The 19,646-nt window shown below is 45.3% G+C and carries 21 protein-coding genes and 1 pseudogene; all 22 read right to left on the bottom strand.

All coding sequences use genetic code 11. The annotated features are described in order from the left end of the window. Positions 1 to 18: 18 nt before the first annotated feature. Positions 19 to 2,415: a VirB4-like conjugal transfer ATPase, CD1110 family gene (locus GCWU000282_RS11910; RefSeq protein ID WP_035040684.1), complete on the bottom strand. Its 2,397-nt coding sequence runs from the start codon at positions 2,413 to 2,415 to the stop codon at positions 19 to 21. Then, positions 2,345 to 2,821, bottom strand: coding sequence for a PrgI family protein (locus GCWU000282_RS11905; protein ID WP_035040681.1), 477 nt, complete (start codon positions 2,819 to 2,821; stop codon positions 2,345 to 2,347). Before GCWU000282_RS11905 ends, GCWU000282_RS11910 begins: the two co-directional genes overlap by 71 nt. Before the next feature lie 10 nt (positions 2,822 to 2,831). After that, positions 2,832 to 3,698: a VirB6/TrbL-like conjugal transfer protein, CD1112 family gene (locus GCWU000282_RS11900; RefSeq protein ID WP_023355379.1), complete on the bottom strand. Its 867-nt coding sequence runs from the start codon at positions 3,696 to 3,698 to the stop codon at positions 2,832 to 2,834. A 54-nt stretch (positions 3,699 to 3,752) separates the two neighbouring features. After that, positions 3,753 to 3,914, bottom strand: coding sequence for a Maff2 family mobile element protein (locus tag GCWU000282_RS17660; protein ID WP_023355378.1), 162 nt, complete (start codon positions 3,912 to 3,914; stop codon positions 3,753 to 3,755). A gap of 21 nt (positions 3,915 to 3,935) precedes the next feature. Beyond that, the gene (locus GCWU000282_RS11895) at positions 3,936 to 5,546 is read right to left on the bottom strand and encodes a recombinase family protein (RefSeq protein WP_002605633.1); all 1,611 of its coding nucleotides are present in this window, start codon (positions 5,544 to 5,546) and stop codon (positions 3,936 to 3,938) included. A 100-nt stretch (positions 5,547 to 5,646) separates the two neighbouring features. Beyond that, a complete protein-coding gene (locus tag GCWU000282_RS11890; protein WP_002605634.1) occupies positions 5,647 to 5,829 on the bottom strand; it encodes a transposon-encoded TnpW family protein in 183 nt (60 codons plus the stop codon). Then, positions 5,826 to 6,683, bottom strand: a complete 858-nt coding sequence (locus GCWU000282_RS11885; protein WP_002605635.1) for an ATP-binding protein — start codon at positions 6,681 to 6,683, stop codon at positions 5,826 to 5,828. Before GCWU000282_RS11885 ends, GCWU000282_RS11890 begins: the two co-directional genes overlap by 4 nt. After that, a complete protein-coding gene (locus GCWU000282_RS11880; protein WP_002605636.1) occupies positions 6,680 to 7,438 on the bottom strand; it encodes a phage replisome organizer N-terminal domain-containing protein in 759 nt (252 codons plus the stop codon). The genes GCWU000282_RS11885 and GCWU000282_RS11880 overlap by 4 nt, the downstream gene beginning before the upstream one ends. Next, complete coding sequence (locus GCWU000282_RS16935) at positions 7,428 to 7,619, bottom strand: hypothetical protein (protein ID WP_006058351.1); 192 nt, start codon at positions 7,617 to 7,619, stop codon at positions 7,428 to 7,430. The genes GCWU000282_RS11880 and GCWU000282_RS16935 overlap by 11 nt, the downstream gene beginning before the upstream one ends. A gap of 186 nt (positions 7,620 to 7,805) precedes the next feature. Next, complete coding sequence (locus GCWU000282_RS11875) at positions 7,806 to 9,428, bottom strand: relaxase/mobilization nuclease domain-containing protein (protein ID WP_002602093.1); 1,623 nt, start codon at positions 9,426 to 9,428, stop codon at positions 7,806 to 7,808. Then, positions 9,400 to 9,798 carry a plasmid mobilization protein gene (locus GCWU000282_RS11870; protein ID WP_002602094.1) on the bottom strand — a complete coding sequence of 133 codons (399 nt, stop codon included), beginning with the start codon at positions 9,796 to 9,798 and terminating at the stop codon, positions 9,400 to 9,402. Before GCWU000282_RS11870 ends, GCWU000282_RS11875 begins: the two co-directional genes overlap by 29 nt. Positions 9,799 to 10,331: 533 nt before the next feature. Continuing rightward, entirely contained in the window at positions 10,332 to 10,535 is a 204-nt protein-coding gene (locus GCWU000282_RS11865; RefSeq protein ID WP_002602095.1) for a helix-turn-helix domain-containing protein, read from the bottom strand. Then, entirely contained in the window at positions 10,525 to 10,971 is a 447-nt protein-coding gene (locus tag GCWU000282_RS11860; RefSeq protein WP_002602096.1) for an RNA polymerase sigma factor, read from the bottom strand. Before GCWU000282_RS11860 ends, GCWU000282_RS11865 begins: the two co-directional genes overlap by 11 nt. Positions 10,972 to 11,175: 204 nt before the next feature. Continuing rightward, a complete protein-coding gene (locus GCWU000282_RS11855) occupies positions 11,176 to 11,943 on the bottom strand; it encodes a class I SAM-dependent methyltransferase (protein WP_002602097.1) in 768 nt (255 codons plus the stop codon). Positions 11,944 to 12,156: 213 nt separating this feature from the next. Beyond that, positions 12,157 to 12,611: pseudogene (locus GCWU000282_RS11850) on the bottom strand (helix-turn-helix domain-containing protein). An 81-nt stretch (positions 12,612 to 12,692) separates the two neighbouring features. Next, positions 12,693 to 14,612 (bottom strand): tetracycline resistance ribosomal protection protein Tet(32), encoded by a 1,920-nt coding sequence (tet(32), locus tag GCWU000282_RS11845; protein ID WP_002602099.1) that lies wholly within the window; start codon positions 14,610 to 14,612, stop codon positions 12,693 to 12,695. A gap of 835 nt (positions 14,613 to 15,447) precedes the next feature. After that, positions 15,448 to 15,588 carry a Maff2 family mobile element protein gene (locus tag GCWU000282_RS16380; protein ID WP_023355375.1) on the bottom strand — a complete coding sequence of 47 codons (141 nt, stop codon included), beginning with the start codon at positions 15,586 to 15,588 and terminating at the stop codon, positions 15,448 to 15,450. Positions 15,589 to 15,811: 223 nt separating this feature from the next. Then, positions 15,812 to 17,572 carry a VirD4-like conjugal transfer protein, CD1115 family gene (locus tag GCWU000282_RS11830; RefSeq protein ID WP_023355374.1) on the bottom strand — a complete coding sequence of 587 codons (1,761 nt, stop codon included), beginning with the start codon at positions 17,570 to 17,572 and terminating at the stop codon, positions 15,812 to 15,814. Continuing rightward, on the bottom strand, positions 17,569 to 18,099 hold the full coding sequence (locus tag GCWU000282_RS16040; protein ID WP_023355373.1) for a PcfB family protein: 531 nt from the start codon (positions 18,097 to 18,099) through the stop codon (positions 17,569 to 17,571). Before GCWU000282_RS16040 ends, GCWU000282_RS11830 begins: the two co-directional genes overlap by 4 nt. Positions 18,100 to 18,165: 66 nt before the next feature. Further along, on the bottom strand, positions 18,166 to 18,582 hold the full coding sequence (locus GCWU000282_RS11820) for a hypothetical protein (RefSeq protein WP_023355372.1): 417 nt from the start codon (positions 18,580 to 18,582) through the stop codon (positions 18,166 to 18,168). Beyond that, positions 18,573 to 19,451 carry a DUF6017 domain-containing protein gene (locus tag GCWU000282_RS11815; RefSeq protein WP_035040670.1) on the bottom strand — a complete coding sequence of 293 codons (879 nt, stop codon included), beginning with the start codon at positions 19,449 to 19,451 and terminating at the stop codon, positions 18,573 to 18,575. Before GCWU000282_RS11815 ends, GCWU000282_RS11820 begins: the two co-directional genes overlap by 10 nt. After that, a complete protein-coding gene (locus GCWU000282_RS11810; protein ID WP_023355370.1) occupies positions 19,441 to 19,638 on the bottom strand; it encodes a hypothetical protein in 198 nt (65 codons plus the stop codon). The genes GCWU000282_RS11815 and GCWU000282_RS11810 overlap by 11 nt, the downstream gene beginning before the upstream one ends. Positions 19,639 to 19,646: the final 8 nt, after the last annotated feature.

Raw genomic sequence — 19,646 nt, 5'->3', positions numbered from 1 at the left:
TTCCTAAAGGGCAGTCCATTATGCTGTCTGCCCCTTGTTTATCTCTGATGCCTCAAGAAGTTTTGTTGTCATAATGCGGTAGAGTTCCGTATTAGTAGGAAATCTGTCTACAAACGGAAGAATGACATTTCCGTAAAACAAAAGCCCTTCACCTTCTCCCGAATGTGTAACATAGGAGAGCTGGTGTGGGCTTATATTTAACTGCTTTGCAAGAATCTGCCTGTCGCCTGATGCCTGGTTTAACATATAGATAAAGTCGGAGTTTTCAAATATGTTCTCCACTTCTTTTGAAGAGAGAAGATCCTTCACATTCTGGGTAATTCCCGTAGGAATCCCTCCCCATTTCCTGAAACGCTTCCAGATTTCAACCGTATATGCCGCAGTCTGCTCTTCACGAAGAAGAAGGTGCATTTCATCCATATAGTATCTTGTGGATTTCCCCCTGCTCCTGTTCTCAGTAACCCTGCCCCATACCTGGTCCTGGACTATCAGCATGCCTATCTTTTTAAGCTGCTTGCCAAGTTCCTTTATGTCATAACACACAAGGCGGTTAGTAAGCTCAACATTTGTCCTGTGGTTAAACACATTTAATGAGCCTGAAACATAGATTTCAAGTGCAGTTGCTACCTGCCTTGCCTCAGGTTCGTTCTGCTCTAAAAGCTCCCTGTACAAGTCTTCTAATATAGGCATATTTTCAGGCAATGGATTCTCAAAATATTTACGGTAAATCTTTCTTATGCACCTGTCGATTACTGTTTTTTCCACAGGTCTCAGTCCGTCCTTGTTTCCCACAATCAGTTCACAGAGGGATAGTATGAAGTCTGCCTTTAAGGCAACCGGATTATCATCTTCAGAATAGTTCATATTTATATCCATAGGGTTAATATAATGCTCCGATGCAGGGCTTATCTTAATTACCTGACCTCCAAACCTTGATGTTAAGGCTGAATACTCTGACTCAGGATCTGATATTATTATGTCATCATCTGTCACAAGGAAACTGTTTGCTATCTCCCTTTTGGCTGAAAATGACTTTCCTGAACCGGGTGTTCCAAGAATAAGTGCATTTGGATTCTTAAGCTTTTTCCTGTCAACCATAATCATGTTGTTTGAAAGGGCATTAAGGCCGTAATAAAGTGCCTCATCCCCACTCTGGAAGAGTTCCTGTGTGGTAAAAGGCACGAATATAGCCGTACTTGAAGTTGTCATTCCTCTTTCAATCTCTATAAAACTTTCTGCAAGCGGAAGGGTGCTCATAAGTCCCTGCTCCTGCCTGTAATCAAGTCTTATCAGGTTGCAGTTATGCTTCTGCGCTATTGAAGCCGCCTGAAAGATATTGTTTTCAAGTTCCTGCTTAGTCTTTCCTGTGTTCATCACTATAAATGTGAGAAGGAACATCCTCTCATTCTGTGACTGCAACTCCTTTAATAGAGCCTTCGCATCCTTTCCGTAGGTTGCAAGGTCTGATGGAATTATATCCATGTCATATCCTGACCTTACAGCCTTCTTCTGTTCTTCAATCTTTGAACGGTCAAGTTCGGTTATTGTATGTTTTATCGTCTTTATAGCCTCATTCTGGTCAACCGGCCTTATATGCATTGTCACCACCTGGCTTGATTCCATTGACAGAAAGTCTGCAAGCAGCCTGTCACTTAAATCTGATGCATCTATTGAAAGAAAACTCAAGCCACCATACAAATCACCAATTTTGAAATACCTGCCTGTAGGAAATGCAAAACTGCTTGGTGCAATAAAATCCTTTACTGAAAGCCCTGAACCTGTAAGATACTTCCAGTCAAAATGAAACTTTGCATCATCACCTATATGAAGCTGTCTGTGCATGACGGCAAGTCTCTCACAGCCGTTTAAGCTCTTTGCCTGCACTCCGAGCCGCTTAAAGTTATTAAGTATGTCTGTTTCAATGTGTATAAGCCTTGGTTTTGCAGTCTTTACCGACTCTGCATTTATACCAAATGTCAGGTATTTGGTCTTTGTAAGCCCGTTGTTTCCTGCCTCCATCTGATGGAGCAGGATTTCGGAATACTCATCCCTAACATCATCAAATCCATCTTTTTTATGTGAAATTGCTATGCTTTTTTCAAAATCGGAAACATCTGTTGCCATGTTGCAGAATGAAATCTGGAACCTTACCGAGCTGTCAAAAAAGTTAAGGAAGGAGCACCATTCTTCAAATATCTCAGTTTTATCTTCCTGTTCTGCTAACTGATAGTTTATGTCCTGAAACTGTATTGTCTTTGTATAGTAATCAGCTCCGCTCCTGCATATTCCGTCAGGAAACATTCTCTCAAAGGGAATGCTCTGCTGTGCAGTTCTTGGCATTCCGTCATCTTTCCTGTTTCTCCTTAAGATTTCCATTACCGCCTTTTTTTCTGCCGGACTTAATCCCTCCGGCATAACAAACTTCTTTTCTGTGCTTTTTTTCTTTCCCAGAAAGCCTAACAATTCTTTCTACCTCCCTTTCAGCCTCAGCCTGCCTTATAAGTGCCGAGTAATAATTATCCGTAACATACGGGCGTATTTTAGGTCTTATGAATACTGTCTCAATTATGTGAATGAGGATTACTTCAAGGGGCTGCCCGTTTTTCTCATACATTGCAAGAAAAAAGAAGGGCATCATTACTGCCATCATTCCCATAACTGCCGCATTCACACCTGTAGCCGCCTTCAATAAAAAGAATGACGGTACTCCTATAAGAACCGCCATTCCAAAACATATTAACTGTCTTTTTGTAAGGTTAAACATAACCTTGCTTTTTACTTTTGTCAGATCCCTGGGGATACTGATATAAGATGCTGCCATCTTCTCCTCCTTAATTTGCGTGTAATATTCCCTTTGCAACCGATCCCGTCTTAAACAGGGTAAATGCAAGGAGGATAGTAAATCCCATTACTTTCCACATCGAAGCAACGATGTCGCTACTTAATGCAACAGACTGTATCATTACCGCATATATTCCTACGCATACCATGATTAGGAACCCCTGAAATCCGAGGGCAAAGATACTCTTTAAGTAATTCTGTCCCATCTGGCTCTGTTCTTTGCTTCCAAATGATGCAAACGGAATCGGTGCAAGACTTACCATAAGGTAAATCTCAACCATCCTGCCGTTAATTATTACAAAGATTAAGGCAGCCATTACATACATAAGAAACCTGATGATTAGTGTCTGTAAGAAAATCCCAAACAGACTTCCCACTTCCATTGCCTCAAGTTCTGACTGCATTGAAGAAAGTGAGCCTGTATCAACTGCCGTACTTCCCTGTATTATTCCTCCTGCCTGCCTTACTATATGCTGTGACACATCAAAGACTGCCATTGTAATATTAAATGTGTTTGTAATCAGCTCTACGGCAATAAAGGTCTTAAATATCCATTTCCATATGAACCAGGTCTCAAAGTTTGCCAGGTTATTATGGCTGATGATAAGCTCTATAAGCTCGTAGCAGGCTATGAAGGTTAAAAGTATTCCTGCCACCGGCATAATTACTGATTCCGACAGGTTTTTAACCATGTTAAAGACTGCCGGCAGAAAGTTTCCCGGTGTCTGTCCAACATCAGCTGCAATCTGTCCTACCTGCTCATTCATAGCCGTAAATGTGCCCGTCAGGCTGTCCATAATTCCTGACACAAGGATTTCCTTAATCCAGTCAGAAATCTGCTGAATTATGATGTCCAACTGTTTCCTCCTTTCAATGCGGGACAGGGACTGCCCCTGCCCCTATAAATGTCTTTAGCCGAACAGTCCCTTAAGAAGGGGCACAAGTGTTGTACCTATAAGGGCAACACCACCACCTGCCATAAGCTGCTTCATTCCCTGGCTCTTTGCTGATGTGTGATAAAGAAGTAGTAGAAGTGTAAAAAATTTTGCCGTTCCTATCCGGCGTTTGCGCATTGCGCCGGATAGGTCGGGCGGTCATTCGGGCAGGTCTACCTTGCCAACGAAAGAGTAATAAATATCAATGTCCTGTCTGCGTGTGCCGTTCTCGTCATAGCTGCACTCATGCACAACGATTTTCTCCACAAACTCACGCAAAAGGGTAGGGGTAAGTTCTTCAAAGCTGGTGTACTTGCGGACAACATTCATAAACTTTTCTGCGTTTACCGTGGCTTCCTGCGCTTTGGAAAGCTCTGCCCGGATAGCGGCGGCTCTCTCTTTCAGTTCTTTCTGCTCGGCTTCATAGTCTGCCGACAGCTCCGTGAAACGCTCGTCTGAAATGCGCCCGGTCACGCTGTCCTCATACAGCCGCTTGAAGATAGCGGATAACTCGCTGATACGCTTCTCGGCGGCTTCCAGCTCCTTTTTCCTTGCGGCGTTCCTGCGCTTGCCCCCGTCCTCGTTCTGCTCGATCAGCAGCTTCATAAACCGGGCTTCGTGCTTCGCTGCATAGCTGGTGACTTTCCGCAGATTGTCGGTCACTCCGGCGGTCAACAGGTCGGTGCGGATAAAGTGCGCCGTACAGTCACGGGTACGCTTCTTGTAGCTCCCGCAGATATAACAATCCTGCTTGCGGGTGGCGTTCTGGTAACGCTGCTGGTAAAGGACGCTGCCGCAGTCGGCACAAAAGAGTATGCCGGAGAATAAGCCCACTTCATCATAGCGGTTCGGGCGTTTGCGCTGCTTGCGTAACTCCTGCACACGCTCCCACATCTGGGTGTCAATGATAGGCTCATGGTGGTTCTCGAAAATCGCCTGTTTCTCAATGGGGTTCTCTACGCTGTGCTTGGTCTTGTAGGACGGCTTCTCCGTCTTGAAGTTTACCAGACAGCCCGTGTACTCCCTGTTTTCAAGGATATGTACCACGGTATTGGTCGCCCACTTGCACTCATAGCCGGGGTGGTAGCGGCGGGTGCTTCCCGTCCGACGGTATTCCAGCGTTCCCGGCGTGGGGATCTCCTGCTCTGTGAGCATACGGGCTATCTTGGTCGGCCCGTTCCCGGCAAGGCACAAGCTGTAAATCTGCCGCACAACAGGGGCGGCTTCCCCGTCAATGATAAAATTTTCGTCCTCGTCCATAAAGTAGCCGTATACGGGTTTGCTCGTGACGGGCTTCCCGCTCATACCCTTAGACCGTTTTACTGCTTTGATTTTCTTGCTCGTATCTCTCACCAGCCATTCGTTAAAAATGTTCCGCAGAGGGGCAAAATCATTGTCGCCCTGTGCGCTGTCCACTCCGTCATTGATAGCGATAAAGCGGACGCCTTTCTGTGGGAAAATCATTTCCGTATACATTCCCACTTGCAGATAGTTTCGCCCTAACCGTGACATATCCTTGACGATAACGGTGCCGACTTTTCCGGCTTCAATGTCCGCAAGCATGGCTTGAAAACCGGGTCTTTGGAAGTTCGCCCCAGAATAACCGTCATCTGTGTACCATTGCAGATTGGAAAAGCCGTTCTGCTTCGCATAGGTTTCAAGAATACGCTTCTGGTTTGAAATAGAATTGCTCTCACCTTGCAGCTCGTCCTCGTGGGATAATCTCGGATAAAGGGCGGTAATAAGGTTTCGGGTGGTCTGTCTTAACATAGTGTCCTCCATTTCCGACAGCCAGCCCCACTATTCCGTATGACTATCATACCACACGCCGGGGCTGGCTGTACAGTCCTTTCTGCTTCTTTACGTCCCGTCAAATTGCCGATTTTTGTGTAGCAGCTTCCGCTTCCAGCACTTTCAGCATTTTATCGGCGGCGGTGGCGGTGGTGTCCTGCTTGAAATAGCCGGAAACGACAAGGACAGAATTACCTATGCGGATTTCCGTCACGCAATCCGGGCGGCGGGTGCTGCGGTCATTCTTTGGGGTGTTGGTCATAGGCGGCTCTCCTTTCTGTTCATCAGCTTTTTCAGTTGTCCCATTTTCTCCTGCGCCGTGGCTTTTCGGAAGTTGCTCCCGGTAAAGCGGACAGGAGAACACATTTCAATCAGACGGTCATAAATGCGGGCGTGGGCGGTGTCCTCCGGGTGCTGCAAGTCCTCCAGCGTGAGATTAGTCGTGACGATCAGCGGCCTGCCGCTGCGGTAACGGCTGTCAATCACGTTGTAGACCTGCTCTAAGCCGTATTCCGTTCCCCGTTCCATTCCAAAATCGTCAAGGATAAGCAGCGGGAAGCTGCAAAGTCGGGAGATATATTCATTCCTGCCCTCAAAGCTGGCGGCAAGGTCACCCAATATCAATGCAAAGTTTGTCATGCACACGGGGATTTCACGCTCCATAAGGGCATTTGCGATACAGCCCGCAAAATAGCTCTTGCCTGTGCCAACGCCGCCCCATAGCAGATAGCCAATGTTGCGCTCTTTCATGGTTTCCCAGTTCTCCACATAGAAATGGGCGTGTTCCATTTGCGGGCACTTGCCGTTGTCGTTCTCAAACGTCCAGCCCTGCATAGCCGGGTCTGTAAAGCCCCGCCGCTTCAACCGCTCGACAGTTTCAAGGTGACTGCGCTGTTTCTCTGCGGCTTCCCGTTCCTCACGCTCTGCCCGCTGGCAGTCACATTCTGCCGGGTGGCGGTCACGCCCCAGCCATGCGGCGGTTTCTTTGGGGAAATAGCCCTCTTTGGGCTTGTGGCACTTCCCGCAGTATAAAAGCCCGTCCTCGCCGGTGTAGTCCTCCGGCTCCGGCGTGGTGTCGGTCATATTCAAAATCATTTCATCAAATCCATTCGTCATAAGCTCTCGCCCTCCTTACAGGTATAATCGGGTATGCCCTTTTTCGGGGCTTTCTTGGCTGCGTCCTCCTGCGCCCACTTGAAAATCGTGGCTGCATGGCTCTTGTATTTCCTCCCGCTGGAAGCGATATGGCAGGATAGGCGGTCAATGTAATACTCCCACTTGCCGGGAAGCTCTGTTTTCAGCCCGTCAAGCTCCGTATCGGAAAGAATGACATTGTGGTATCTGCCATAGGCGGCGGGGGCGGGGTGTCCCGTTTCTAACTCTCTCTCTTTTTCTATTTCTATATCTATCTCTTTCTCTATCTCTATCTCTGGTGGACAAATGTCCGCTCGATATGGTGGACATTTGTCCGCCCCTGTCTGCGGCAGGGCTTTTTGTTCCTGCAAAGCCAGCCGCGCCCTGCGCTTGCGCTCCCCCTCGGTAGAGGACTGGCCGATTAAAAGCTCAATGTTGCTCATGTAGAGTGCGCCGCTTGGCAAAGGCTCCACAAGCCCCAGCTTCATAAAGATTTTCAAAGCTCTCTCTACGGTACCTACCTGCTGGCGGGTAATGGTCGCAATCATCTGGGCGGTGTAGGGGATATTCTCGTCAAGCTGCAATTTCCCGCCGTTTTTCAGCGATTTCAAGTACAGCTTCAAGAGAATGTTGGAATAGATAACGCCGTCCTGCATACTTTCCAGCAGAACGATTGCATCATCGTCAAAATAGCTCTCTTTCAGCTTGAGGTAGTAATATTTGCGGTTATCTGCCATAGGCTGCGTCCTCCTTTTTCCAGCGTTTGGAATAATAGCGAGGGCATAGTATGATAACCGCCCGGAAGCTCTGTTTGCAGTCACGGGTGCAGCCCCGGCATAGGTCGTTGTAAGTGATACGGTTGCGGTGGTTGAGGAAGAAAGACCATTCCAGCCGCCGCTTCTTGCTCATTCTCGGCAATGGTAAGCTCCTTTCTGCCGTTCCTATCGGTGTAGCGGGATAGGGGGCATTTTCTGTATGTTCTCGGTATCATTTTCGGGCTTTTTCTGCCCTGTAAGCCCCGTTTGGAAGTCGGGGAGTATTGCGGTAAGGGTTCATATCATACCTGTATTTTTGTAGGGTTTCGGTATCATTTCGGGGCGGTCTTTAACGCTCCTGTTCACGCTTTTTCTGCTGGCTCGGTGCGCCCCTTAAAATCTGGTCGATATTGCGTCTGACTGTCTGAAGCTCCTGCGCCCGCTGGCGTTTCTCCCGGTAGTCGTTATATCCGGCGTTCTTCTGGACGGTAAGCTGCTCAATCTCCCTTTGCAGGGCTTTGCTGGCTGGCAGCTTGGTTATTCCATGCTCCCGGAAATAACGGGCGGCTGTGTCCGCTATGATAAAATCGCTTTCGTGCTGTTCCCGGTAGGCTCTCCGGGCTTTCTCCGATTTCTGCGCTTTCAGACCGTCACGGGCGGGCTTCGTGCCGATATAGCCCAAAAGGTTGCGCTGCAATTCCTTTTTCTCCCGGATAGCGGCTTCCAGCCCTTTCAGTCCGGCAAGGCTCTCCTGCGTGGCGGTGTTGGCTGCGGAAATGGCAGCGTCCAGCTCGTCCGGGGAAGAAAAGCCATACTGCTGGTAGAGCATGAGGGTAGCCGACATCTGTTTGAGGTTGTGCATGGTCGCCCACTTCTCATAGCCCCGTCCTTTCCCCTCGGCTCGCTTGGCGGCTATGTCTACCATGCGCTGTACAGCGTCATTGTTCGGGGCGTTTTTCGCTTCTTTTTTCGTCCGTAAGCGGTCTTTGATACTGCCGGGGTATTCCGCTATGGCTGCGGGTTTTTCGGCGGCTCTGGCGGCGTTCTGCTCCAAAACGGAGAGGACAGCAGCCCGGTCAAAATCGTCCCCCAGCTTCCGGGCGGTAATTGGCTTCGTCCTGTCCGGCGTGAGGTAACTTAGCCGCCCCCGGCTCTCCTTGACGGTCACACCATGCCGGAGAAGCAGGGCGGCAAACTCATCAAAGCCGGAAGCAGCGGCAAGGGCTTCCCGGATAGTCCGGCGCAGCTTCGCCTTATCCGTTTCAAACTTGGTCTGCCGGGGCGCGATACCGTCCGCAGCAATAGGGGCGTTGGCTCTGTCAAGGGCAGCCTGTCCTTTCTTCTGCGCCCAATACTCACGCTCGGTAATGCGTTCTTTGCTGCCGTTCAAAAGGTCTATCTGGTAAAGCCCCTCGCTGTGGCACATCTCCATGACTTCGGCTTTCAGATAGTTCATAGCTGCGTCCGTACAGCGGTGCTTGCAGCCTGCTTTCCTGTCCGCTGGCCTGTCCATGTGGGGCAGCATGGGAACCTCCGCAATCCGCAGACTGTTAATGACGATATGCACATGGATATTTTCGGTGTGGCTGTGTCCGTCCGGGTGGGTGCAGACAAGGGCCTGGTGTCCGGGGAAATGCTCGGCGCAGAACTTCTCGCCCAGCTCCTGCGCCCGATCAACGGTCAAGCCGTTGTCCGGGCCGTCCCGTGGGTCAAAGCTGATGATGTAGTGGTGGCTCTTTACGTCCTCCCGTTTCTGGTTCTTGCCGTAGCGGAGATTGGAGCGCATACAGGCAACGGCAAAATCCTCCCCGCCACAATTCAGAGAGGATATGCGGTAGTCTACCCTCGGTATGAGCCGCCCGTCTGCGTCAAGGGTGGGCTTCATGGTAAACTCGTCATGCTCGAATGTGAGGTATTTTTCAGCGTCCCCGTAGTTGGCATTTTTAGAGCTGATATGTTTGAGTATCGCCAACGGCTTCACCTACTTTCTGCAAGACTTCAAACTTCAAGGCGGCAAGGTCGGCGGCGGCTCCCCGCACTTCCTTTTCCAGCCCCCGGTAGGGGCTTCCGTATTCGTTCAGGCTCCGGGCAATCTGGTTTAAGTTGCCGCCGATTTTCCCGTACTCTGCCGTGAGCTTGGAGAGGGCGGCAAGCAGCCCGTCATTGACCGGGGAAACGGTGACAATGGGGCGTATGGTCGCTTTCCGTATGGCTTGCCGGATAAACTCGGACTGGCTGATTTCATAAGCCGCCAGCCGCCCGGTGAAGTCGGCGTATTCTTCATCGGTCATGCGGGTCTTTACCACATGACGGCGGTGGGGCGTATTGTATTTCTTTCGCATGGTCTGTGACCTCCTTTCTCGCCCGACAGGGCGCATAGCAGGGTTTGGGGAAGGCACTCCCCAACAAGATTCCCGCAGGGGCAAAAATAAGCGGAGAGCGAATTTTGGCACCTCGGTAGAATCTTGCTCTGAAAAACTCCGGCGTTCCCCGGCTCCCGTCCTTTCCGCTAACAAAACGTTTCAAAAGGGCTTTGCTACCCGCTATTCCGGCTTATCTTGAAAATTTTCCTTTCACTACCTACAACACCACGCAAAGCAAAATGGACGGAGATTTTTAGAATTTCCCCTCTATTCCCTACAACACCACGCAAGCCGGAATAGGCGGACAATGGCAGTATTTTTTTCTTTGATACCCTCTACGGATAAGTAAGGGATTTTGCCAACTGCGGCGGCTATTTTCCCTTTTGTTTTTTCATACTGGGGATTTTCAAAAATGCCAAACAGGAACGAAAAAAAGCAGCAAATCTGTTGAATAGATTTACTGCTTTCTGGTTGCCGGCGAAGCGGCGGTTATTCAGTTGTAGGCGGTAGGGCTATCTCCCAAAGCGGAACTTGAAAATAGCTGTGAGAAGCGTCTGGGTGATGTAGTCCTCTGTATCTTGGTCTACCCGTCCATTCACACGGGCGGCACATTGTATGCGGCGGCGGTAATACTGCAATACAGTTCCCACCGCTTCCGGCTCCCCGCTGGCGGCTTGGACGATTGTTTCATAGGGGAGAAGCCTATTATTTCTCATATGCCATTCCCTCCATTTCCGCTTGGAGCTGCCGTAGGGCTTTTCGGATATGGTAGCCCGCTGTGCTGCGGCTGCGCCCGTACTGTCTGCCAATTTCGTGCTGTGGAATACGCTTGAAAAAGGACAGGTAAATCATTTCCCGCTCCCGTTCGTCCAGCCGTGACAGGGCTTCCGCAAGTAAACCGCTGCTGAAAATGACCGTATCGCCGCAAAGGGTAAGTATGTATTCCTCGTCCGGCTCCGGGGCTTGGAAATATTCATCTGTCGTGCCTAAAGGGTAGTGCTTTTCGTCTGTGAGGTATTCAAGGGATATTTCTCTTTTGTGCTTCCTGCTCCGTGTCCTCGCTGCGTTGATCGTTGCATTTCGGATAACGACTTTGCAAAAGGCATGGAAAGTGTACTCGATATGTTCCCGATATTCTTCTGTACAGGTCATGGAAAATCCCCCTTTCCTCCCAAAAGGGCTGTGGCTGGTTAGTAGTTGCTTTTTATGATAGTAAGGGGCGGCAGCACTTTAGGCTGTCGCTCCTTGACTGCCTAACTGCAAAACCGGGCGGGGCTGTCAACGGCGGGCGAAGCCCGTTCATCTTGACCGTTGACTGGCTCGGCCGGGTTTGCTATTTATCCGGCAAACTTGAATTTATTTTAAGCTATCACGTTTTACCTTTTTAAGCCTTACTATCATTACCATAGGAATTTCTTTATTGTTTTTGAAACATTCTTCATAAAATCCATCAATGACAAATCCAGCTCTGAAACAAAGGTTAAAAATATCTTGTATGGAACGATGATAATAAATCTGCTCCTCCGGCTGCCCTTCGATCGCTATATCATAGTAACTGTGCGGTGTCATATATTTTTCAGTCAATGTGATAAAACAAGGGTGCTGCGTTGCAAAGACAAAAATCCCGTTTTCCTCCAATAGTTCATAAACAGCCATAAAAAGCGGTTCAATATCCGTAATATCCATAATTGCCATATTAGAAACTGCTTTCGTAAAGGCTCGATTTCTTTTTAATCCTAATAAGCTTTCTCTATTGGTCGCATCCGCTACGCAAAACTCAATTTGTTTTGCATATTGTGATCGCCGTCTTTTAGCCAATTCTATCATTTTTTTGCTGTAATCAAAAGCGACGACCGAAGCGCCTCTCTGTGCAAGATACGAAGAATAATTTCCATTGCCGCACGCAATATCCAAAATGTAATCCGAAGGATCAGGAGAGAGAAGTTCCGTTACTTTGGGACGTACTACCTCTCTGTGAAATTCATTGGATTCGTCACCCATTGCATCATCCCAAAATTGTGCGTTTTTCTCCCAGATCTTTTTGCTTTCCTCTGTTCCCATGTTCTCTCCCACTCCCAAAATTTGCCTTTTTGCTTCCATTAAATCTTCCTTACTATATTCCATTGTTACCCTCCATAACTTCTGATTGTTGCCGTCTTGACTATTATGTATCTTTTCTTTCCAAAATGGTATAGGCTTTTATTTTTATAATGCTGCAAAACTTTTCTTCTGTAAGGTATTCAAAGGATATTTCCCTTTGCCGCCGCTATTGGAAAGCCAAAAGCAGCGGCTTTTTTACGCGATATGACCGAAAAGACTAGAAAGCAGGATATGTCATCATTTGTCATTTCTTCTCAATGTAATAACTGCATGGCATATCAAGCCAAATACAAGAGAAAAACAGCCACCGCCAAATAGTGATGCTCCCCACCCTGCACCCGACATTGTCATAAAACCGCCAACAAAGAAAATACCAATGCCAAGAAATATCCCGACACCATAAAAAAGTCCAATTGCCATATCATACTTATTAAATTGTCGTTTCTCTTTTTTTCACATGTTTCCATTTTTGTTATTACCTCCTTCGCAAAATCGTCCATGTGGACTCCAAAAAGAAAACAAATTTTTTTCAACGTATTTAAATCGGGTTCATTAACATCTCTCTCCCAATTCGATAGCGCCTGCCGGGTAACATTCAATTTCCCAGCCAGTTCTTCCTGTGTCATTCCCGATTGTGTTCGCAGATGACGTATTTGCTTTCCTGTTGTAATATCCGTCTGTTTCTGGTTCAAAATGGTTCCTCCTCTCTGATGCTGATTTTATCAATGATATTTCGCAATAGCCAGCAATGAACGTTTGCATTGCGCAAGATGTTACATTATCTTCTGAAACATATGCCGGATCTTGTCTAAACGGCTGTTCGGGCGGCGTGGCTGAAACACAGGCTCGCCGGAAGTTTCCTGATACCCTTTTAATTCTGTAATGCAGACACTTCTTCCATTTGTATAAAAATTCAAATCATTTCTATATTCACCAATACAACGGGCAGGGATTTCCCCCTTAAAAATAACTTCATCTTTTTCAAGTCTGGTTGATTCAATGATTGCGCAATACTTTGGTGCGTCATTATAAGCCCGTGAAAGATATTCCTGCGGTGCAAAAAGGGTAAAGGAAAGGTATGGTTCCAACAGTTGTGTTCCTGCTTTTTTCAATGCCTGCTCCAACACGACAGGCGCAAGAAAACGAAAATCAGCGGGGGTGCTGACCGGGCTGTAATAAACTCCATAATCAAAACAAATTTGGCAGTCTGTCACTCCCCAGCCATATAAGCCCTGCTCCATTCCATAACGCACACCCTCCATGACGGCATTTTGAAAACTTTGGTTTAAATAGCCGAGAGATACCTCGCTTTTATATTGTGTTCCGCTTCCAACAGGAAGCGGTGTTACAGTCAAACCAATAGATGCCCAAAACGGATTCGGCGGCACTTCAATATGAATCGTGTAGCTCGCTTTTTTTTGCGGTCTTTCCAGATAAATAACCGAAGGCTCTTTCATAGCCACGCCCACATGATATTTTTCTTCTAATAGCGAACAAATAACTTCTAACTGTACTTTTCCCAAAAAAGATAATATAATCTCATGTGTAACAGTATCAATGTCAAAATGCAAAAGAGGGTCTGTATCAGCAATCTCTGTGAGGGCATTTAACAGGGCTTCCCTTTGCTCCGGCTTTTGCGGCTCTACCGTTGTCCGAAGTAATGGCATGGGATTATCAATCCGTGTTTTGTGAGGCAGGAGTTTTTCATTTCCCAGAATGTCGTTCAGTTTCAAAGTATCATCAGCTAAAATAACAATTTCTCCCGGACAGGCATGGTCAACCGGGACGATTTCACCATTTGACGGAATACACATTTCTGTAATCTTTATTTTTTCCTTTTTTGACAGCAGCAGGGTATCCCGTAAATGGAGCGTCCCATGATACAGGCGTAAATAAGAAAGCCGTTTTTTCCGCTCTGTATACTCAACCTTAAAAACATATCCACATAATTCAGACTGAATATCGTCTGTTTCTGTAATGAAAGTTTCTGTAATCGCTTCAATCAGTTTTTCTGTTCCTAAATTGTCTTTTGCACTCCCATGATAAACAGGAAACAAAGAGCAGCATCTGGTTCTTTTGCACTTTTCATATTGTAATTCCTGTATATCCAAAGAATCCTCTGCAACATATCGTTCTAATAGTTCATCGCTTCCGGAAATAATCATATCCCATTTGTCCAAATCAGAAATATCGGTCATGGTTATCTTTGGCGACAGGGAAACCTCCTGCATGACAATCATATCACTGGTAAGTTTATCTTTAATGCTTTGGTAAACACGCCGCAGGTCGATCCCATTTTGGTCTATCTTATTTATAAAGATAATTGTCGGAATGTCCATTTTCTGAAGCGCATGGAATAATATACGGGTTTGTGCCTGTACGCCGTCTTTTGCCGAAATGACTAAAACAGCTCCGTCAAGGACAGATAAAGAGCGGTATGCTTCGGTTAAAAAATCCATATGACCGGGAGTGTCCACGATATTGATTTTATAATCATTCCAGCAAAAAGAAGTAACCGCTGTCTGAATGGTAATTCCGCGCTGCCGTTCCAAAATCATAGTGTCTGTTCTTGTAGTTCCTTTATCCACGTTTCCTTGTTCCGCAATCGCTCCACTGGTGTACAGCAGGCTTTCCGTCAATGTTGTTTTTCCTGCGTCTACATGGGCGAGAATTCCAATATTGATTATTTTCATGTGATTGTCCTCCTTTTACAGCCCCAAAAGGGCATAAAAATCCCCAGCAGTAAAATACTTTTACCACTGGGGATTATAATTTGCGGACATACACATATACAGCATACACCTGTTTGTGATTGCTGTTTTTCGGATATGTCAAAATTGATAAGGCAAAAGTATTCTTAAATTGGGTACAAAAAACCAAGCCCCCACAAAAGGGACTATCATAATCCTTTGTTCCCACTATTTGATTATAGTTTTATTTAAGAATACCTTGCCGCATATTTTTTACTCCTTTTTTGGAATGATGCTATTATATCACATTAGTTTTAGGAAAGAAAGTACCTAAAAGAAATTTTTCTTCCCCTTATATGTAACAATCATACCGACTTTCTGGCGTTCAGAATGGTTTCTGCTGTCTGCTGTGGTGTTTGGTTGGAATTGTCCAGCCAAAAGCCGATCCGTGGTGTTGTCTGCATAAATGTATCGTATAAGGTTTCAACCGTAAAGCCGGAATAGCCTGTTTTCTCCCTGTATCGTTCCCTTCCTTTTATTGTTTCCACATCTGGACAAAGAACGACAACCTCAACAGGGTATTTATGCGGCACAAAAAATATGTACATGTAACTAATTCAACACATTTATAATTTGAATAGGGACATTATAGCATTTACTAAATACAAATTCAATGTATACGGAAATAAAGATATAAGGAGTGGGAAGGATTCCGCCGTAGTCGGCATTGTAGGAAAATCCAAAAGTTTAGATTTTCCCACAATGCTTATCTTTTGGTCTTTGGTTCGGAATAGTGTAGTGCTGGCGGTCTATCTCTTGTTTTCGGTTGCTTGCTTCCTTACCGTACATGAGCATTAGCGCCGGGATTGTCGTTCCCATATCCTTCCAAAAGGTTGATTGCACCCCAGATTCCAAGGCCTGCACCGAGTGCCACTACAAGTGTCTGTAAAGTTCCTACTGCACTGTTAAAAAATGCCATAATATTATTCCTCCTAAAATAAAATTTCCTGTGTTCGTCCTACACAGGGTTTAGTATGTGTGATGTAAATGTCCTCCAACCGTAAAGCGGAGCAGTTATTATTTTATCTGCCTGAACTCCTGCAGAAGTTCAGGCTATGCGCGCATATATTCCCCAAAAATTAGGGAATTTATAGTAAAAGCCCTTACTCCCACGCCTTTATCGCATAGGATGTAAGAGCTTTTTACCCTGTCATGTCGATGACTTCATATTCATCATCTGCTTTTAGTACAAGACTGTGGTCAAGGAACTTAACCACATCAAAGAAGTTCTTCCTGTCATAATCTGCCGTAAGCTTAAAGTTCGGATGACTATCCAGGTCATACTTTTCTGAAAGAAACGGCCTTACGCCACGGATCTGCACTATGCACTTTGCACCGTCCATGACCGCCAGTTCATCCATTGTCATAAGGTCTTTGCCAAGCTTCTGGTAGTTCAGGCTGTGGCTCTCCTGTGAGCCTTTTGACTGCCCCGTGTTATACATGTCTATGGTTTCCTTGCCTAGGATTGCATTAAGGTCTTTTAAGGTTGTCTGTTCAGTACCGCCAAGGAAAATCTGTGAATCCATATTTCCTATTATTGTGTCAGCATTGTCCTTATATATAGCCTTCAGCTGTGATTTTGCCTGCAGTACAAGACAGGCCGATATTTCTCGGCTTCTTATTGTAGCCACAAGCTTTTCAAGGTTTGGAATCTGCCCTATGTTTGCAGCCTCATCAATAAGGCAGCGTACATGCACAGGGAGCCTTCCTCCGTACACATCATCAGCCTTCTCGCATAAGAGATTGAACATCTGTGTGTAAACCATTGATATAAGAAAGTTAAATGTGCTGTCCGTATCTGACATAATTAAAAATAATGCTGTCTTTTCATCCCCTAATGTATCAAGCTCCAGCTCGTCATGGGAAGTAATATCCCTCAGCTCCTTAATGTCAAATGGGGCAAGCCTTGCACCGCAGCTTACGAGTATGCTTTTTGCAGTCTTGCCGGCAGCAAGCTTATACTTTGCATACTGCCTTACTGCAAAGTGTTCAGGCTCTTTTGCTGCAAGCTCGTCAAACATCATGTCCACCGGGTTCTTAAACTCCTCATCATCTTCCCTTACTTCCATTGCATTTATCATTTCAAGCAGGGTGGAAAAGTTCTGCTCTTCCTCAGGTGCCTCATAGTGTATGTAGCCTATAAGCGCCGTATAGAGAAGGGTTTCTGCTTTAAGCCAGAATTCGTCGCCGCCCTTTCCTTCGCCTTTTGTATTGGCAATCAAGGTAGTAACCAGTTTTAGTATGTCCTTTTCTGAATGGATGTAGGCAAACGGATTATAGTGCATGGATTTTGTGAAATTTATTGTATTAAATACCTTAATCCGGTATCCGTTCTTATAAAGTGCATTTCCGACTTCACCTATAAGGCTGCCCTTAGGATCAGTAACCACATAGCTTGAATGCATCTGCAAAATATTTGGCTTTATAAAATACCTGGTCTTTCCTGAGCCTGAACCGCCTACCACAAGCACATTTTTATTTCTTGCATATTGGGGTACCTTTGGCCTTGAATTCATTGTAATACGCTCAGTCTGTGACAGGATTACATTGTTTGCAGACACCGGATCTTCAAAAGGTTCAATGTCAGAGTGCCTTCCCCATCTTGCTGAGCCATATTCCTCATTATGCCTGAATTTCTTGGCATTCCTGCTTCTAATGTACACTGCCATCCTTAAAAGAACTCCGCATACAGCACCTATTAATAAATCAGCAGAATGAAGGCTTGGAAGAGGATCCGAAAATGCTCCGGCAAGCACCCCTCCTGTTACAAGGCTCTGTACTTTTTCTGCAATGTTTAATCCGTAAGCAGTCCTCCAGGCTTCTCCGAGATTTGTTGCAAGCAGTCCTATAATGATATATGGGAGATTTAGTATTATCAGCTTTTTCAAATATTTAGTATTCATCTTGAAATCTCCTTCTTTTTCTCCACTGACTTTTTAGGCATTGCAGCTATAATCTCCTTAAATTTCTTTAGTTTCTCAAGGATGCTTATCTTTTTAGATGAAGGCTTAACTATCTGTTTGTCTGAATAATCCTTTAGAATCCTTGTAACAGCATCTGTATCCTTAGCCTTAAAGAAGACTGTATAAATGGGCGGTGACTCTGCCTTATCCTTAACAACTGCAAAATCAACACCGTATTTCTTTGCAATCTTCTGAAAGTCCTTTAATCCCTCATCTGCAAGTGGAACGGAAGTGACTCCCTGCCCCTGCCTTATAAGCGTTTTTACTGACTGTTTTCCCTCAGTCGGATGGATTTTCTGTCCTATTCCATGAGCCACCTTTTTTCCCAGTGCCTTTACAGGCTTACCCGGAAATACCTTCAATGCTTTTATAAATAACTTAACTGTAGGTACCCCCACAAACTTGTAAGCGGCATATACCGCCTTATCCTTGACCTCCCTGTTTACCTCTTCATTTATCAGTTTCATCACCTCTTTCAGTTAAAAATACAGTAACTAAGCTTTCCCTGAGAAAAATGTAAAGTCAAATTCCCCCTAATCAAGCGGATATGCCTGTATCCTGTATTTCCCAAGTGCAATCATTTTTATCCTGCTGCTTAAAGCCTCAGTAACAGTTTCAATGTCATCCTCATCAAGCTCCATAAGTCCATAGCAGGACTTCATTACCACATAGCCTGACGGTATGTATGCTTCACCGCCAATCACTATTTTCTCCCTTGAATCATAGATAAGGATGTAGTCCGTACTGCCAATCATCACGGATTCCCTGTATTTGCCAAATCCATCAGTTATTTCAAGTGCCCTGTTCTTGCTTATACAGCTTACTTCCCGGCTATCATTTACAAAAATTGCTCCTTTTAATGGTTCACTGTCACACTCTATCAGAGACACAAGCCCTTCAAGGTTTTCGGCTATGTTCTCTGCATAGTCTAAGATTTTTTTCATATCCATTTTTCTTCTCCTTTTATAAATCTTCCTTCTGCCATATCGTGGTTTACTTCTGCCTGATAGTAGCTCTCCATTGTAGCCGGAGCATTATATAATGCCGTAAGAAGATACTGCTTTATGCTCCTTATCTTTGTTTTATTTCCACGCATACAGTCAATCACATACTTTATATGCTCCATTTTTAACTTCATAAATCTACTCTTTACTACGGTTGTAGGTTTTTCATCCCCTGCGATTACTATGGTTTCACGCTTTGAGCAGAGTATATCAAGAATAAGTTCCTTAATTCCTTCTATTACTTCACTGTCTAAAGGATAATCTTTTTTAAGAATCTCTAACTCAAGACTATCGTTTAGATATTTATCAAATCTCATCCTTTCATCATCCGGTAAGATAGGATTAGTATCATTAATATCAGTATTATTATAATTAGTATAATTAGGCTGTAGATTATACAGGTCTGTAACTGTATTTTTTACAGGTGATGAACTGTAATTATTACAGGTCTCTTCCTGTACATTTTGGCTGTCTGAAAAGTTTTTCACATAGATAAGGGCAGGCTTACCAAACCCCTGCCTTTTTCTTTCTATAAGCCCAAACTCTTGAATTTCAGCCAGATATTTTATGGCAGACTTCTCGGAACAGCCTAAAGACTCTTTTATTGCTTCAAGCGTAAAAATGATGTACACCCTTTTATTTTCATCTATCCAGCCGTTATCCCTTGATAATGAAACCCTGTCAAGGAAAAGTCCGTAAAGTACCTTACCTTCCATAGACAGCTCCTTAAATCTCAAATTGGTAAACAGAATCTTCGGTATTCTGTAAAAGGAAAACTTCTCTGCCTCTTCCTCATAAAAGTAATCAAATCCCATTTTTTTCTTTCCTTTTCTCACGCATTTCTTTCAGAATCTTTTTATAGCAGGGGAAGCATAATGGTCTGTCAAAACCATAAGGGCATTCATGTTCGCAGTTTTGCGGATGGTCTACAGGTGTTCCATTCCTTGTTTTGTTATGGTTTACTACTGATTTTTTTGATGGATTTTTATGTAAATCTTTCATCTAATCAA

Source organism: Catonella morbi ATCC 51271 (genome assembly GCF_000160035.2).
GTDB lineage: Bacteria > Bacillota > Clostridia > Lachnospirales > Lachnospiraceae > Catonella > Catonella morbi.
Note: the sequence above shows the minus strand (reverse complement) of the source record. Positions and strands in the feature narration are given on the sequence as shown.